Raw genomic sequence first — 14,736 nt, 5'->3', positions numbered from 1 at the left:
ACCAGGTCGCTCTTGGGCAGGCAGAGCCGTTGAAGGTGGAGAAAAAGCCCGGGCGGATGAACTGGTGAGAGCCAGTCCTTCCACCCGGGCGTTTTCGTGAGTCGCGGCTATTCGCTCGTCACGCGTCCTCGGCGCTTCTTCATGAGGAACGCCGCTCCGGTTCCTGCGAGCACGACCCCGAGGAGGGCGAGGAAACCGGCGAGGCTGCCGTCGACGCCCGTCGTGGCGAGGTCGCCGTCCTGGCCGCCGGCGTCGGAGCCGCCGTTCCCGGACCCGTTCCCGTTCCCGGACCCGTTGCCGCCGCCGTTGCCGGGGCTCGACGTCGGCGCGGTGGTCCCGGTGCCGTCGGTGGAGGTCGGCTGCGGCGTGGGCTCAGTCGTCGGCTCCGGGGCGACGTCAACAGGCACTTGCTGTGTCGAGATCAGCAGTACCGGGCCGGTGAGGCCCACCGCGTGCGTCTTCACCTGGCCGGGGTTCGGGAACGGCGCGGGAACGCCGCCAGCCGCTGAGACGGCATTGCGGAGCGTTGTCGCCAGTTCGATCTCGATGATGTTCTCGCCTGGGCGAAGCGCGTCGGTGATGTCGTGTGTCGTGTCGCGACCCACGTGGCGCGAGACCACGGTGTCGTTGACGCTGACGACGCTGGTTCCGAGCGCGCCGTCGATGTCCAGCTCCACTCCGGCCCCCGAATCGAACCAGCTCTCTGGCAGGTCGAAGGTCGACGTGTACGTGCCAGTCCCCGACTTGTCTTCGAGTCCCGGGATCTCTCGCCAGTCCTTCAGCTCAGTGAGGCCTTCGACGTGAATCGTCGCGCCTCCGTCGGCTGCGGCGCTCGTGACCTGGAGATCCCAAGTGTTCAGTTCAATGGGAGCGCGATCGGTACCGAGCTCAGCTGCGACGGACGCGGTCGAGCCGTCCGCGCGGCTCAGCTCTGCGCCACCGGTCACCTTCGTCGTCCAGACCGGGGATCCTCCATCATCGAACGTGAGCGGGAGCGGCTCGGTGTTCGTGATCGCTCCGGACCACGGCGCCTGGGTCGAGTCGATCTCGATGACCCTCGTGCCGAGCGGCTCCAGCGAAAGCGGAACGACCGTGGTCGTGCCGCTGGCTGCGAACTGGGCCAGCGGGTTGCGTTCGCCCTCCCACAGGTCGATCTCGCTGACCGACCCGTGCACGTTGATCTCTGGCGCGAAGTTCACGGTCTCCGAAGAGGTGTTGTAGAGGTAGACGTACGTGGTGTCACCGCTCTGACGGTACTGGGTCAGTACAGGCGCGGAGTCCCAGGAGACGCGGGCGGATACGCCGAGGTCTTCGAGGGCGGGCTGCACGTCGGCCTGCGTGGACACCGTGCGCGTGTTCTCCGACGCGAGAACCGTTGACATCGCCGCTTCGACCTTCGCGTTGCCAGCCTCGCCGCTCGTGAAGCTCGAGTCGACCTTCGGCGCATCGCCGACGACGACGACCGCGAGACCGCCGGTGGCGGCGTCGGCGAGCGCTCCGGCGGCCGCGCCGTCCATGCTCCGCTCATCAATGACAAGCGCCTGGTAGGCGGGGCCATCAGGGAAGAGCGTCCCATCGCGAACGGGGCCCGCATCGACAATTCCTTGGGGGTCGAGGTACTGCACCGAGTACCCATGGTTCTCGAGGCCTCGTGTCTCGAACAGCTGGTCCGGTGTCGTCGCATCCTCGCTCGGGTCGAAAACGCCTCTGGCGGACGTCGTGAGGAAGTCCGTGGAGTAGATCGCGACGTCCGTCTTCGGGGTTCCCGTTTCAAGAACCAGCGTGCCGCGTGCCCAGTAGTCGGTGAGCTCGCTCCAAGCTGCCCATTGTGGGTACGTCTCGTCGTTCCAGCTCTCACCGGTCAATCCCCAGAATCGGTCCTGGGTGGGCCACGGCGCGTCGTCGGCCTGGCTGGCATAACCGTGGACGTACGGCTGCGTCATGCCAGCGGCCCATTCCTTGTCCATGAGCTGCTGGTAATCGTTGAGGGTGATCTCGAAGGCTCCCTGGAACTGTGCGCCAAGCTCCGATGAAACTCGGTTCGCACCGCCCTGGTGGGCTCCGGCGACGAGGGTGCGCTGCCAGTCGAGCGCGAACCGCCACGTTGCTTCGTCGGACCGGACGGGGAACCTGTCTCCAGAGTTGAGGGACTCGCCTTCTATGCCCGCGCCCATGAGTGCCAGCTCGCGTGCGCTGCGGATGACGTCGAGGTTCTGACCGTAGGCGGGCTGCGTCTTGAAGTCGATGCCGTAGCCCTCGGCCCATTCCTGGTACGGCTTCAGGTGGCCGTCGACGTAGAGATCTGTGAGCGTCGTGTAGTAGTCGGTCCGGACTCGCTCGCCAGTCTCATCAACCGCGGCAAAGTCGGGAGTCGGCTCCTCGTTGGGGACCCAGTAGTGCGACATCCCATGTGCAAAGAAGAACGGGAGATACGCCGTGGCGTCGTAGCCCCGCGTCTTCTCGAAAGAAGCCAAGAAATCCTGAGTCCAGAACAAGGAATCAGCGTGCAGCTCGAGTGAATCCTCGAAAAGATCGCCACCGACCTTCCCGAGCTGTTCGCCGTTGTCGCCGATCTGCTGCTCGTCGAGGTACTCGGTTGCGGCCTTCGCGGCTGCCGGGTCGAAGGCGCTCGTGACATTCTGCTCGGCATCGCGTTGCCAGTATGCAAAGAGGATCCAGTCGCCTTCGGCAGGGGCGGCCCAAGAGATCGAGCCGTCGACAGCCGCTGACGTGAGGTCCACTACGGAGTTCGGATCGAGGATCGTCGACTTCTCCGGGGGAGTCGCTTCACCCGCGACAACCGGGCCCGCTTCGACGACGCGTGCCGCCGTGACCGCGACGAGCTCAGCGGGCCGTTCCCCAGACGCATCGTCGAGCGCTCGAGGGAGAGCGCCCGAGAACACGGATCCTGCGCTGACATCGACGCGACCGTACTGGAGCTCCTTCTGCACGTAGGGCGTTCCGATACCGGTGTTCGGCGTCTGCACCGGCCAGGCCGCGCCCATGGTCATGCTCACCTCGATGCCAAGAGTCTCGGCTTCATCGAGGACAACGCCGAGCATCTGGCGCTGTATGTCGCTCGCCCAGAACGTTGATGAAAAGGCGATCTCGACGGAACTGAAGCCTGCTTCGGCGATGGCACGGACCTCGCGGAGGGCTTCCGCCTCAGAGATCGGGGTCTGCCACCACCAACGCATCCCAGGCCTGGACTCGGAGCCGGGATCGGAGAGCTCTTCGGCAGAAAGAGCTCCGGTTTGGGTGACGGCGCTCGCGGGTGAGGCGAGCGGTCCCGTCACGAGTCCAGTCGCGCCGACCGCCAGCACAGCCCCGGCGGCACAGGCTCTGACCCAGCGGGGCAAGATGGGTGGTGTGGAACGTTTCAATGACATGCAGTTCTCCCTTGAACACGATGTCGCCTCGATGGCGCAACCGAATCAAGTAATAACTGATTATTTATAAGTAATCAAGAAGTTTGCTTGTCCGGGGCCGGCGCGGCGTCCGTCACTGCTGTGCCAAGGCCGAGAGCGTGCACTGCGTGCTCGAGTTCGGAGCGCATATCGACGTCCGCATCGATGAGCCAACGGGTGAGGAGGCCATCGCTGAGTGTCAGGAGGAGCGTCGCCGCACGTCGCGCGTCGAAGTCCTGAGGGAGCTGGGCACGCGCGGCACGCGCCTGTACGCCGAGCGTGAAGTAATGCAGCATCAGACGCTGGCGTTCCAGGAAGTAGGCATGCGCAGGATGCTGCTCGTCGGACGCGGAACTCGCGTAGTGGGTGAACAGCGCGGCCAGATGGCGGCTCTTGGCGCTGTTGCTCGCCGCACTGAGGAGCGCGGAGATCGCATCAGGCTCGACGACTTCAACCGCGTGCGTGTCTCGGTACCTGAGCAACTCGACGAACAGCTCGTCGCGACTGGGGAAGTGGTGATGGATCGCCGGTTGGCTGATGCCCACCTCATCCGCGATCATCTGCAGGGAGACTCGCAGATGGCCGTGCTCCCGCACGAGCCGCTCCGCCGCGGCGAGAATCTCCTCCCGCCGCCGGATGCCGGCTCGATTCGGCTTCCTGCCGGCAGGTTCTCCTGTTGCCACCACGCAATGCTATGCGCCTTCCCACGACCGCGGCCCCGCGCATCCACGCTGAAGTGGATGCGCGGGGCCGCGGTTGCGAGGCCCGTCGGATTACTCGCTCGTCACGCGTCCGCGGCGCTTCTTGATGAGGAACGCCACTCCGGTGCCAGCGAGCACGACCCCGAGGAGGGCGAGGAAACCGGCGAGGCTGCCGTCGACGCCCGTCGTGGCGAGGTCGCCGTCCTGGCCGCCGGCGTCGGAGCCGCCGTTCCCGGACCCGTTCCCGGACCCGTTCCCGCCGCCGTTCCCGGGGCTCGTGGTCGGCACCGTGGTCCCGGTACCGTCCGTCGAGGTCGGCTGCGGTGTGGGATCAGTCGTGCCTGTCGGGCTCGGCTCAGCGATGCTCTCGACGGCGCTGTTCAGCGTGACCGGGCCGACGAGGCCGGCCGGGATGAGGCCGGACCCGCCGTGCACGCTGTTGTACGCCTGGTACTTCACGTTGGCGACCGGGTCGCTGTTGTACAGCTCCTTGAGGCCCTCGCGGCGGTTGCTCTGCACGGGCTGCACGTCGATCTCGATGACATTGGAGCCGTTCACGAGCGCCGGCGCGATGTCGACCTCGTATGGCGCGGCGTACAGCTGCGTCACGAGCTCGTGCTCGGTGCCGGGGTTCACGCGAACCGTCGCCGCGTTGTTCACGGTGCCGAGGTTCAGCACCGCGCCGCCCTCGAGGAGGTCGGCCGCATCCGGGATCTCGACCGTGGTTCGGTACGTTCCAGAATCGGTGACGTACCGCAGCTCGTTGCCGAGGACCCCGTCGGCGCTCCAGTCGCCGAGGACCTCGCCCGTGTACTCGGACGTGCTCGGCTCACCCGGTGCGTTCGTGCCCAGGTTGTCTGCCGTGACCTCGAGCGAGAAGGCACCGAGCTGGTGGCCGACACTGCGCTCGGTCGTGTCGATCGACGAGGGGGTCCCGTCGGAGACGGCGGAATCGGCGATGCCGGTGCCTGCTGGCTCGCAGAGCAGGACAACCGCTCCGCTCGCGTCGAGCGTCGCCGAGACGACGTTGCCGTCGACCTCCGCGTCGAAGATCTCGCCCGTCTCGGGGTCGAGCCACCAGCAGGAGTCGAGGCCGTCGGCGACCGTCAGGTTGACACCCGTTGCTGCCTCCGCGGAGGTGTTGCGCACGTACGCGAGCTCGCCTCCGGTCGGCAGCGTGCGGCGCCCGAAGCGGATGTCCGCGTTCTCCTCGTAGGAAATGGGAGCGTCGACCGAGGCTGCGAGTGCCGCGGGGACGGCGGCTGCCTCGACGGCGCCACCCATGGCGGCGGCGATCTCGCTCACCTGAGCATCGAGGGCCGCGTACTCGCCGCCTGCGTAGCCGGGCTGCGCGGCGGGAGCTGAATCGACGAAGACGATCGGAGCGCCCGCATCCTTGAGCTTCTGCAGCGCCTGCATCGTCTCGAGGGGCACGGTGCCGCTCTCGACGAGCATGGCGTCGAAGGATGCGTTGCCGCCGTTCGCGACGAGATGCGAGCCGTCCCAGCTCAGGCCCGTCTGGATGGTGTCGTCGTTGATGGCATCCCACGCCCAGCCGTTTGCCTGGGCCGTGGTGACGGATGCGAGCGGCGTGGAGCCGCCGCCGAAGCCGCCGCCGCTCGCCAGCGCCCCGAAGAGGGGCATGTAGATCGCCACGTCGCTGCTGTTCGTGCCCGACTGCATGACGTAGTTGGCGCGCGACGCGTAGTCGTTCATCGACGCGTAGTAGTCGGCGATGCCGGCCGTGTCGGCCATCTCGACGCCGATCGTGGGCCAGGCGCGCCAGCCCTCCTCGGCGAAGAGGTTGTCGTCGGATGTGAAGGCGGGGTCGTCGTTGCCGCTGTAGGTGGCACTGAGCCCGTGGTAGAAGAAGTTGTTCACACCGCTCGTGGCCATGAGGTCGTACCCCTGCTTCATGAACTCCGGCGTGATCTGGAACGGCACCGAGCCCAGCGTGAAGACCTCCGAGGTGACGAGGTTCTTGCCGTAGAGGTGCGCTCCGGATGCGACGCGCTTCAGCTGGTATTCGTCGAGGCCCTCGGTCTCGGGGATGTCGACGTACTGCGACGACTTCAGGGTGTCGATGGGCGGGTTGTACGCCTGCTGGCGGTAGTCGATGCCGTACTCGCCGAGGGTGCTCGAGAACGCCTCAAGGCCCTGGAGGAACGAGTCGTTGAGGAGCACGCCGTAGTCGTGCACGATGCGCTGCGATTCCTCTTCGCTGAGGTTGCTGGCGAGCAGCGGCACTCCGCTGCCGCCGCCGAAGCGGCTGACCTCCGGAGTCTGCAGTCCAAGCGCGGCATACTCCGGTTTGACCGTCGGGGTTCCGTCGATGAGGAACGAGTCCTGGTAGATGGAGTAGAGGGAGGGGAGGTACGGCGTGATGTCGTAGCCGAGCAGTTCCTGCGACTCCGCCGCGGCCTGGATGAGATCGTTGTAGTGGCGGTCGGTGTAGAACTCGTAGCTGTCGTTGAAGGCCGCGCGGATGTCGCGCGACTCGACGATGTCGTTCAGCGCGGCTTCGCCGAGCCAGCCGTTGACGAGCTTCGTGATCGCGACCGGGTTGAGGTGGTCGACGATGTAGTTGCGCTTGTCGGTCGTCGTGTTCTCGATGATCGAGTTGAAGCCGTACGCGCCCGTCGTTGCACTGTAGAGCGCGACGATCTCGTAGTCGCCTGCCGCGAGGGTCGAGGTGTCGACGCCGAAGGTCGTCTGCCCGTCGCTCGGGTAGGAGAGCTGCGCGGTATCGAGGTCGAGCACCGACTGCTGCTCGTAGGTCTTGACCGAGCTGAAGTCGGAGGTGAGGGTCTGGTTGGCCGTCGTCAGGTCTGCGCCCTGTCCGGTGATCGGCGCGAGCATGACCGAGTTCAGGTGCACGTTGGCCGGGTCCCACTCGCCGAAATCGAAGCCGAACTTCTCGGACGCGAAGAACGGGCTCACCTCGGCTTCGGGGATGCCGAGCGAGAGCTTGCCCGCGCCGGTCGGGACCGACACGTCGCCGGACACGAGGGTGAGCGCGCCAGCTGCATCCACCCGAACGGTGGCCCGGCCCAGCGCCATCGTGTTCTGGCTGTCCTCGAGGTCGATGGAGTCGTCGCTCGCGAGGTAGCCGCTGCCGATGTTGAGGTCGACGGTGATGCCGAGCTCATTGGCGCGGGCGATGACCGCGTCGAGCTTCGCGAAGTACTCGGGCGACTCGTAGCCGAGGATGGCCTCCGTGTCATAGCCGGGCACAGCGTCGTAGATCGAGCCACCGAGCCCTGGGTTACCTTCGAGCGCCTGCGGTGTCAGGAACCCCTTCGAGAAGGCAACGATCTCGACGGCGCCGAAGCCGTTCTCGTGCAGGTAGTCGACCTGAGCGAGCAGGTCTTCCTGGCTGGCCGCGTTGCCGGGCCACCACCAGCGCACGCCTGGTCGGAAGTCGACGCCTGGCTCTGCGAACTCGGTGGGGTCGATGGCGCTGGTCGTGGTGGTGTGCTCGTCGCCGACGGCTGGGCCGGCGACGGCGAGCGTGCAGGCGACGGTGAGGGCTGCGCCGAGCGCAACGGCTCGTCGCCCTCGTCTTCGTGGATCGTTCATCTTGTGACCTCTCTGGCATCTTTGCCAACGACGGGGTGTGAACTGTCGCGCCAGCTCGTGGGGTCCGAGGGCGCGAGTGGGACCGAATTCGGGGAGTTGAATCGATTCAGTCGCGAACCTAACACGTGTTAGGCAATCTCGGCAAGGGAGAATGGTCGCCATGTCCTCAGGAGCAGCCGCCGATCCCGTCCCGCGGTTCTCGCAGAGGGACGTCACCCCGCATCCGCGGCGCGACCAGATTCTGGATGCGGCCACGCGGGTCTTCACGGTCAAGGGCTTCAACGCGGCGTCGATCCGCGAGATCGCCGTCGAGGCTGGCATGTCCCACACAGGAGTGCTCCACCACTTCCCCGACAAGGCGGTGCTGCTCGAGACGCTCCTCGAGCGCCGTGGCCAGCGCGCCGCCGCGGAGGTCGGCCTCGACTTCTCCACCGGTCTCTCCTACCTGCGCGGACTCCTGGCGCTCGCGGAACGCGACGTTGCGAAGCCGGACGGGGTCCTGATGTTCAGCATCGTGTCCGCGGAGGCATTGGCCCCGACGCATCCAGCGCACGCCTCGATCGCGCGGTGGTACGAGTTCCTCCGGTCGACGGCATTCGACGCGCTCACGGATCTGCAGGAGAAGGGGCTCTACGCTCGCGCCGACGTACCCGTCGAACTCGCCGCCGTCCAGATCGCCGGCCTCAGGGCCGGGTTGACGCAGCAGTGGCTCCTGGCGCCCGAAGTGGATGCGGCCGCAGCGTTCCGCGTGCAGCTGCAGGCGTACGTGAGCGAGCCGCTGTGAGGCAGGAACCGCGCCAAGAATCGTCGGGCTCGTGCAACGAAAGCGGCCCCTGCATCCACACGATCGTGGAAGCAGGGGCCGCATTCTGAGCCGAACTACTCGCTCGTCACGCGTCCGCGGCGCTTCCTGATGAGGAACGCGGCTCCGGTGCCGGCGAGCACGACCCCGAGGAGCGCGAGGAGGCCCGCGAGGCTGCCGTCGACGCCCGTCGTGGCGAGGTCGCCGTCCTGGCCACCAGCATCCGAGTCGCCGTTGCTCGAACCGTTGCCACCGTTGCCCGGTGCCGAGGTCGGCGCCGTGGTCCCGGTGCCGTCAGTCGACGTCGGCTGCGGCTCGCCGGTCGGCTGCGGGGTGGCCGTCGCCGTCGGTGCCTCGAACGCGACCGTGTCGCGGTACGGCGTCAACGTGACCGGGCCCATGAGGCCGGTCCGCTGCTGCTCCGCGGTCTGGTAGTTCGAGTCGCCGGTCGCCTTGACTGCATTGAACATCGTCGTGGCAACCCGAACCTCGACGCGGTTCTCGCCCGGCTCCAGGTGGTGGCCGAGGTCGATGCGTGCTCGGTCGGCCTGGTTCACGACGACCTGCACGCCGTTCACCCAGACCTGGGCAGTATCGAGCACGTCACCGAGGCTGAGGTAGGCGCCATCCGATTCCGTCCAGGCCTCCGGAAGCGTGACCGTCGTCGAGTACGTGCCGAGCCCGGATGCGTTGCTCAGGTCGACCTCGCCGGTCACCTCTCGCCACGACGGCAGCTTCCCGTCGGCGTCGGCCGTGATGTCGATGGCTGGCTGGTCGACCTTCTCGGTCTTGGATGCGGTCATTCCCGTCGCATCGGGCGCCGGGCCCCACGTCTGGGCGGCGAGCGACCAGGTGCTCAGGCCCTGCGGAGCCGCCAGGCCGGTCACGTCGGTCGTCGTCGACGAGCCGTCGCTGAACTCCGTCCCGAACGTGCCATCGCCGGTCGCGCGCACCGAGATGCTGCCGTCGGCTGCCGGTGCCAGCACGTCAGCATCGCTGGACACCGCGTGCACGGCGGATCCGTCGTCGTCGACGAGGGCGAAGATCGCCGTATCGTGAGCGGCGACGTCGATGGAGACCGTGACGCTGTCACCATCCTGCGTGAACTCGCCGATCGGAGTCACCTCTCCAGACCAGGGGTCGAGCTGGTAGGGGCGGCCGGTGCCCGCGAGGGTCAGCGACTGCTGGACAGCCTCGCCGGACCGGTTGTACACGAAGTCGTACGTGACGCCTTCTGTCGCGCGACGGACGAAGCCGAGTGCTGAGCCCTGGTCGCTCGGGGACACGGCGGGCGCGATCGAATCGCCGCTGAGGGCAGAGGGCAGCTCCGCCTCGGTGCCGAGCTGCGTGACGCTCGGCTGCGCGAGGAGCTCCGTGACGACCGTCGCCAGCTCGTCAGCTCCCGGCTCAGCGCCCGTCAGCTCGCTCGGCGCCTGGCCGACGACATACACGCGGAGCCCCTGCTTCGCGAGGTCACGCAGTGAGCGTGCCCCGTCGAGGGAGATCGTGCGCTGCTCGTTGAGGACAACCGCCTTGTAGCCGGAACGGTCGCCGAACAGGCCGCCGTCCGCATCCGGTGCCAGTCCTTCTTCCGCGAGGAACTGGGGCGCGAAGTAGTCGTAGGTGTACCCGGCCGATGAGGTCGCGGAGTCGGTGCCGAGCATGTGCTGCTCTGCCTGCTGTCCGCTCACTGACGAGCCCTTGAGGCCCAGGTCCTCGTAGTAAACGCCGAGGTCGAGCTTCGCCTGGCCTTCACGCAGCACGTACTGCGTGCGGGCGAGGGCGTCGTTGACTCCCGTCATGTCCTCCCAGTTGGCCTGGCGGGGTCCGAAGACATCGTTCACGTTGAGCGCGCCGAAGATATCCCACGGCTGGTAGCCGGGCCAGGTGCCGCCATCGCGGCCCGCTGTGCCCACACCCGCAGGTGCATCCGGGTAGGCGAAGCCATGCCAGACCAGCTGATTCACACCACCCGCGTAGCTCTTGTAGACGCTGTCGAGGAGACCCTGCGAGTACTTGCCGCCGAGCACTGAGCCCTCGCCGCTGTCGGAGAACTGACCACCGATGTTCGGGCCGGCCATGCCGGAGCGGTAGCCGCCGAAGAACACGGCGCAGCACTCGACCGAGACGGTGTCCTTGCCGGCGAGGTGGGCGCCACCGCTGACGACGCGGTAGTTCTGCTCAGCGCCGAGCGGGTTCGGGCTGCCGAAGTTCAGCGACTCGCCCTCGGGGATGCCTGATGCGGAGGAAGCGTGCGACGTCGAGGTGGGCAGGCCGTACGCCTGGACTCGGAAGTCGAGGCCATGCGTCTGGGCCCAGGACTGCATGGGGGTCACGTACTCGTCGACGAACAGGTCGCTGACGGTCTCGCGGTAGTCCTCGCGGGCTTTCTCGCCGACCTCTCCGATCTCGAATGCCGCCTCGTGCGAGCCCTGGATGCCGATACCTGCGAGTGCGGGCAGTACCTCCGTGGCGTCGTAGCCGCGTCGCTCTTCGAACTGGTCGAGGAAGCTCCAGGTCCACTTCTGCGACTCGCCGAGCTCGAGGGAGTCCTCGAAGATGGCGCCGCCTCCGACCTTGTCGAGGTTCGCCTTCACGGCGTCGGTGAGGATGTTCTCGTCCCAGAAGTCGGCCTGGATGTCGACGCCGCCCCTGCCGAGGTGATCCACCACGTAGTTCGGCTGCGTCGCCGTGTAGCCTCCGCGCTGTCCGACCAGACCGGATGCGGTCTGCTGGAAGTCGATGATCACCCAGCGTGCGCCGTCGGCTGGGAACGTGTAGTCGAGCTGGCCATCGACGACCTTGTCGGTCACGTCGACGATCGATCCCGGCACGAGTGCGGCGGGCCCCTCGCTGCCGGGGGCGCATTCGGCTTCGCACTGTGCGATCACGGTGCGGAGGCGCGTGGTCTCCGCGACGTTCACGAGGGGCGCGTCGACAGCGTGATCGCCGGAGATCGGCGTCACGCTGAGCATTCCGGTTGCGCCGAGGCGGTCGCCGACGGCAGTGACGGTGACGGTTTCGGACGTTCCCTCTGCCCCGAGCGTCACGACGTCGCCGATCGCGAAGCCACCGAGACTCGCGACGGTCAGGGCCGTCTGGCCTGCGGTCGCTCCCTCGGCGAGCTTCGTCGCGACCGAGGGTGGTGCTGTCAGGGGCGAGGGGAGGGCGCCGGTGACGGCCTCGCCTGCTGCGTGAGCTGACCAGCCGAAGATGAGCTGCTGCTCTGCCTCCGGCTGGTTGAAGCTGTTCAGCGTCGGCACGGTCGGCGGGTAGTGCGGCCCGAGGTTCTGGTCGACGATGAGGCCCAGCTCGGCGGCCTTCTCGGTGATGACCTCCATCTTGTGTGCCCACGCGGGGGTGCCCCAGCCGTACTCGGCCAGGAACGCGTTGCTCTGGTTGCCTTCGCCGGCGACGATGAAGGGAGCGACCTCGACACCGCCGGCGCCGGAGGCGGCGATCTGGTCGAGCTGCTCGCGCAGCACGCTGTCCTCCGTGTAGGCCAATGGCATCCACCACCGGAACATCGGGCGAACGGCTGAGGGCGGGTCAGCGAAGGCGGCGGTGTCGATGACGGGGACCGCGGCCGTGGGAGGCGTCGGGTCGGCCGTTGCGGGAGTGGCGAGCAGTGGGCTGAGGAGGACGGACAGGCTCGCTGCCGTGGCGATGGCGACGGTGCGCCGCCTTCGACCTCGTCTTGGTTGGGTCACGGAGTGTTCCTCTCCCTGCGCTCGGCAGGATTCGAGTGGTTCGATCGGAAGGTGAAACGATTCACAACTAGGCCGGAAGAACCCCGCTCCCTCGACTGCTCGAGGAAGCGGGGGTGACGGACTCAGGCTTGGATGACGGCTCCGCCGTCGGCGTTGAAGTTCTGGCCGGTGATCCAGCGGCTGTCGTCGCTGGCGAGGAAGATCAGGACCGGGGCGATGTCCGTCGCTGGGTCGCCGAACCTGCCAAGCGGGTTCACCGACATCTGCTGCTTCACGAACTCCGAGTACTCGGGCGCGAGGCCGTGCAGGATCGTGTCAGTGAGTGCAACCGGCGCGAGCGTGTTCACGCGGATGCCACTCGCCCCGAGCTCTCGGGCAGCCACCATGGAGAGGCCTCGGATCGCCGCCTTGTCGGGAACGTAGGACGCGTAGCCCTCCATCCCGGTCTCGTACACGCCGGAGACCAGATTGATGATGGAAGCTGTCCCCTCCGTCCTGGACATGTGCGGATGGCAGAGCTGCATGAGGCGCCACACGGCGACCACGCCGACCTCGAACGCGGTGCGAAGCGACGACACGTCCTGCTCCAGGAACGGCGTGAGCTCAGCTTCGAAGTTGGCGTTGTTGACCAGCACGTCGATGCGGCCGAAGCGCTCGACGGTTCGCGCGACATAGCGCTCGAGGTGCTCCACGTCGGTCACGTCGCAGACCACGCCGAGAACCTCTGCCCCTTCGGCTTCGCAGAGCGCCACGGTCTCGCGCAGTGCGGCCTCGCTCCGTGCTGAGATCGAGAGCTTCGCTCCGGCCTTCGCCAGCTCGATCGCGTTCTGCTTGCCGAGCCCCTTGCTGACGCCCGTCATCATGACGACCCTGCCGTGCAGGCGCCCCTGGTGCTGCGCCGACATCAGATCGTCTCCCCGGCGTCGGCGAGGAGCGTGCTGCCGGTCATGATCATCGACAGATCACTGGCGGCGAACAGCACGACGCGCGCGATGTCATCCGGAGTGCCGGTGCGGCCGATCAAGCTGTGGTTCATGACGTCGAGCTCGGGCAGTTCTACGCCGGCGGCCTTCGCGGCCTCCATGCCGGCGGCGGCAGCGGCGATGTTGCCCTCGGTCGGCACGTAGCTCGGGGCGACCCCGAGGACGCGGATCCCCATGGGAGCGAGATCGAGCGCGAGCGACTTCGTGAGTCCGCGTGCTGCGTGCTTCGAACTTGCGTAGGCGGCCATGCCGGGGAATTCGACCGTGAACCCCGCTGTCGAGATGACGTTGATGATCACGCCGCCGGAGGTGTTCCCGCTCATGTGCTTCGCCGCCTCGCGGGAGCCGAGGAAGGCGCCTCGGGCGTTCACCGCGAAGACCTGGTCCCACATCTCGACCGGCATGTCGAGGGCGGGGGCATTCGGGAAGATGCCCGCGTTGTTGACCCAGATGTCGATTCCTCCGAGCTCAGCGGCGGCGCGGGCGGCTGCGGCGGAGACGGAGTCCGCGACGCTCACGTCTGCGGCGGCGCCCATGGCGCGGTTGCCGTGCTTGGCGGCGATCTCGTCAGCTGCGGCTGTCGCACGAGTCGCGTCGAGGTCGACGATGAGCAGATCTGCACCGGCTTCGGCGAGTCGTTCGCAGATGGCCCGCCCCAGGCCCTGGGCGCCTCCGGTTACGACGGCGCGCCGTCCTCTGAGCGAGACGAGGTCCGAGATCGGGGCGTTCGAGACGTCGGGGAGCGGATGCGGCATGAGACCTCCACGTTGAGTTCAGGCGAGTATTGGCAGAGTATGTCAATACTCCGAACCCGGCAAGGAGCAACAATGTGGACATGAGTGAGACACGTCGGCCTGGGCGACCCGCGTCTGCAGATCCGCGCCAGCTCCGCGTGCAGATGCTGGAGATCATCCTCCGCGAGGGGTATGAGCACGTCACCATGGCGCAGCTCGCCGCCGAGGCGGGCATCAGCCTGCGCACCCTGCATCGGTACTTTCCGGCCAAGGGCGACATCGTCTGGTTGGGTGCCGAGGGTGGGCACGAAGCGCTCAGGCGCGAGCTCGACGCGGTTGACCAGGGGCTGGCGCCCCTCCAGGCGCTCGCCGTCGCTGTCGGCAGGGTCTTCGACCTCGAGGTCGAGGAGGAGCCGACCGCACGCCTCCGGCTCCGCGCCATCGCCGCGATGCCTCCAGGGCAGTCTTCGCGCCCGGATGCCTATCTCGGCTGGCGGCAAGAGGTCGCCGTGTTCCTGGCGCGCAGGGGCGGACTGCATCCGGACGGCCTTGTTGCGCGTGCCGCCAGTGCGGCCGTGCAGGCTGCCATGGCCGAGGCGCTCTCCTGGTGGGCGACCGAGGCGGGCGCAGATGAGGCCGCCCACACTGCCGTCGCGCGAGCTTTCCAGGGGTTGGAGGGGCTGTTGGGGTCAGCTTCCGAGGAGTGCGGCACGCCCTCCGGTAACAACTCTGCATCCTTGGCTTGACGTTTTCTGCGAGCGTCGCGTAGTGTCGCATCCAGTCGCTTGAAACGATTCACAAAGTCCGTGAAACAGCAGGC

General features: G+C 67.3%; 8 protein-coding genes. 2 read left to right on the top strand and 6 right to left on the bottom strand.

The genetic code is table 11. The annotated features are described in order from the left end of the window. Positions 1–107 precede the first annotated feature (107 nt). From ITJ61_RS11170 to ITJ61_RS11160, 3 genes are all read right to left on the bottom strand, one after another. The gene (locus tag ITJ61_RS11170; protein ID WP_194686202.1) at positions 108–3,389 is read right to left on the bottom strand and encodes a glycosyl hydrolase; all 3,282 of its coding nucleotides are present in this window, start codon (positions 3,387–3,389) and stop codon (positions 108–110) included. A 74-nt stretch (positions 3,390–3,463) separates the two neighbouring features. Next, on the bottom strand, positions 3,464–4,090 hold the full coding sequence (locus ITJ61_RS11165; protein WP_181059629.1) for a TetR/AcrR family transcriptional regulator: 627 nt from the start codon (positions 4,088–4,090) through the stop codon (positions 3,464–3,466). A 90-nt stretch (positions 4,091–4,180) separates the two neighbouring features. Next, a complete protein-coding gene (locus ITJ61_RS11160; protein ID WP_194686201.1) occupies positions 4,181–7,687 on the bottom strand; it encodes a glycosyl hydrolase in 3,507 nt (1,168 codons plus the stop codon). A gap of 160 nt (positions 7,688–7,847) precedes the next feature. Between ITJ61_RS11160 and ITJ61_RS11155 the strand changes: the two genes are divergently transcribed. After that, positions 7,848–8,471: a TetR/AcrR family transcriptional regulator gene (locus ITJ61_RS11155; protein ID WP_194686200.1), complete on the top strand. Its 624-nt coding sequence runs from the start codon at positions 7,848–7,850 to the stop codon at positions 8,469–8,471. Between the two features lie 95 nt (positions 8,472–8,566). On the opposite strand, the gene ITJ61_RS11150 is transcribed toward ITJ61_RS11155, so the two are convergent. The 3 genes from ITJ61_RS11150 to ITJ61_RS11140 all read right to left on the bottom strand — a co-directional run bounded on the left by ITJ61_RS11150 (position 8,567) and on the right by ITJ61_RS11140 (position 13,937). After that, a complete protein-coding gene (locus ITJ61_RS11150) occupies positions 8,567–12,199 on the bottom strand; it encodes a glycosyl hydrolase (protein WP_194686199.1) in 3,633 nt (1,210 codons plus the stop codon). A gap of 122 nt (positions 12,200–12,321) precedes the next feature. Next, positions 12,322–13,104: an SDR family NAD(P)-dependent oxidoreductase gene (locus tag ITJ61_RS11145; protein WP_104332709.1), complete on the bottom strand. Its 783-nt coding sequence runs from the start codon at positions 13,102–13,104 to the stop codon at positions 12,322–12,324. Next, the gene (locus ITJ61_RS11140) at positions 13,104–13,937 is read right to left on the bottom strand and encodes an SDR family NAD(P)-dependent oxidoreductase (RefSeq protein ID WP_194686198.1); all 834 of its coding nucleotides are present in this window, start codon (positions 13,935–13,937) and stop codon (positions 13,104–13,106) included. The genes ITJ61_RS11145 and ITJ61_RS11140 overlap by 1 nt, the downstream gene beginning before the upstream one ends. Before the next feature lie 80 nt (positions 13,938–14,017). Between ITJ61_RS11140 and ITJ61_RS11135 the strand changes: the two genes are divergently transcribed. Beyond that, a complete protein-coding gene (locus tag ITJ61_RS11135) occupies positions 14,018–14,662 on the top strand; it encodes a TetR/AcrR family transcriptional regulator (protein ID WP_194686197.1) in 645 nt (214 codons plus the stop codon). The last annotated feature ends 74 nt before the right edge of the window (positions 14,663–14,736 follow it).

Origin of the sequence: Pseudoclavibacter sp. VKM Ac-2888 (assembly GCF_015351285.1) — a bacterium.
Lineage (GTDB): Bacteria > Actinomycetota > Actinomycetes > Actinomycetales > Microbacteriaceae > Pseudoclavibacter.
The sequence above is the reverse complement of the archived record's forward strand: the minus strand, read 5'-3'. Positions and strand labels throughout refer to the sequence as shown.

What these genes read in the sequence shown, in the direction of transcription:
- ITJ61_RS11155 (WP_194686200.1), top strand. Translation starts at nt 7,848, where the DNA reads ATGTCCTCAGGAGCAGCCGCCGATCCCGTCCCGCGGTTCTCGCAGAGG.
- ITJ61_RS11145 (WP_104332709.1), bottom strand. Translation starts at nt 13,104, where the DNA reads ATGTCGGCGCAGCACCAGGGGCGCCTGCACGGCAGGGTCGTCATGATG.
- ITJ61_RS11170 (WP_194686202.1), bottom strand. Translation starts at nt 3,389, where the DNA reads ATGTCATTGAAACGTTCCACACCACCCATCTTGCCCCGCTGGGTCAGA.
- ITJ61_RS11140 (WP_194686198.1), bottom strand. Translation starts at nt 13,937, where the DNA reads ATGCCGCATCCGCTCCCCGACGTCTCGAACGCCCCGATCTCGGACCTC.
- ITJ61_RS11160 (WP_194686201.1), bottom strand. Translation starts at nt 7,687, where the DNA reads ATGAACGATCCACGAAGACGAGGGCGACGAGCCGTTGCGCTCGGCGCA.
- ITJ61_RS11135 (WP_194686197.1), top strand. Translation starts at nt 14,018, where the DNA reads ATGAGTGAGACACGTCGGCCTGGGCGACCCGCGTCTGCAGATCCGCGC.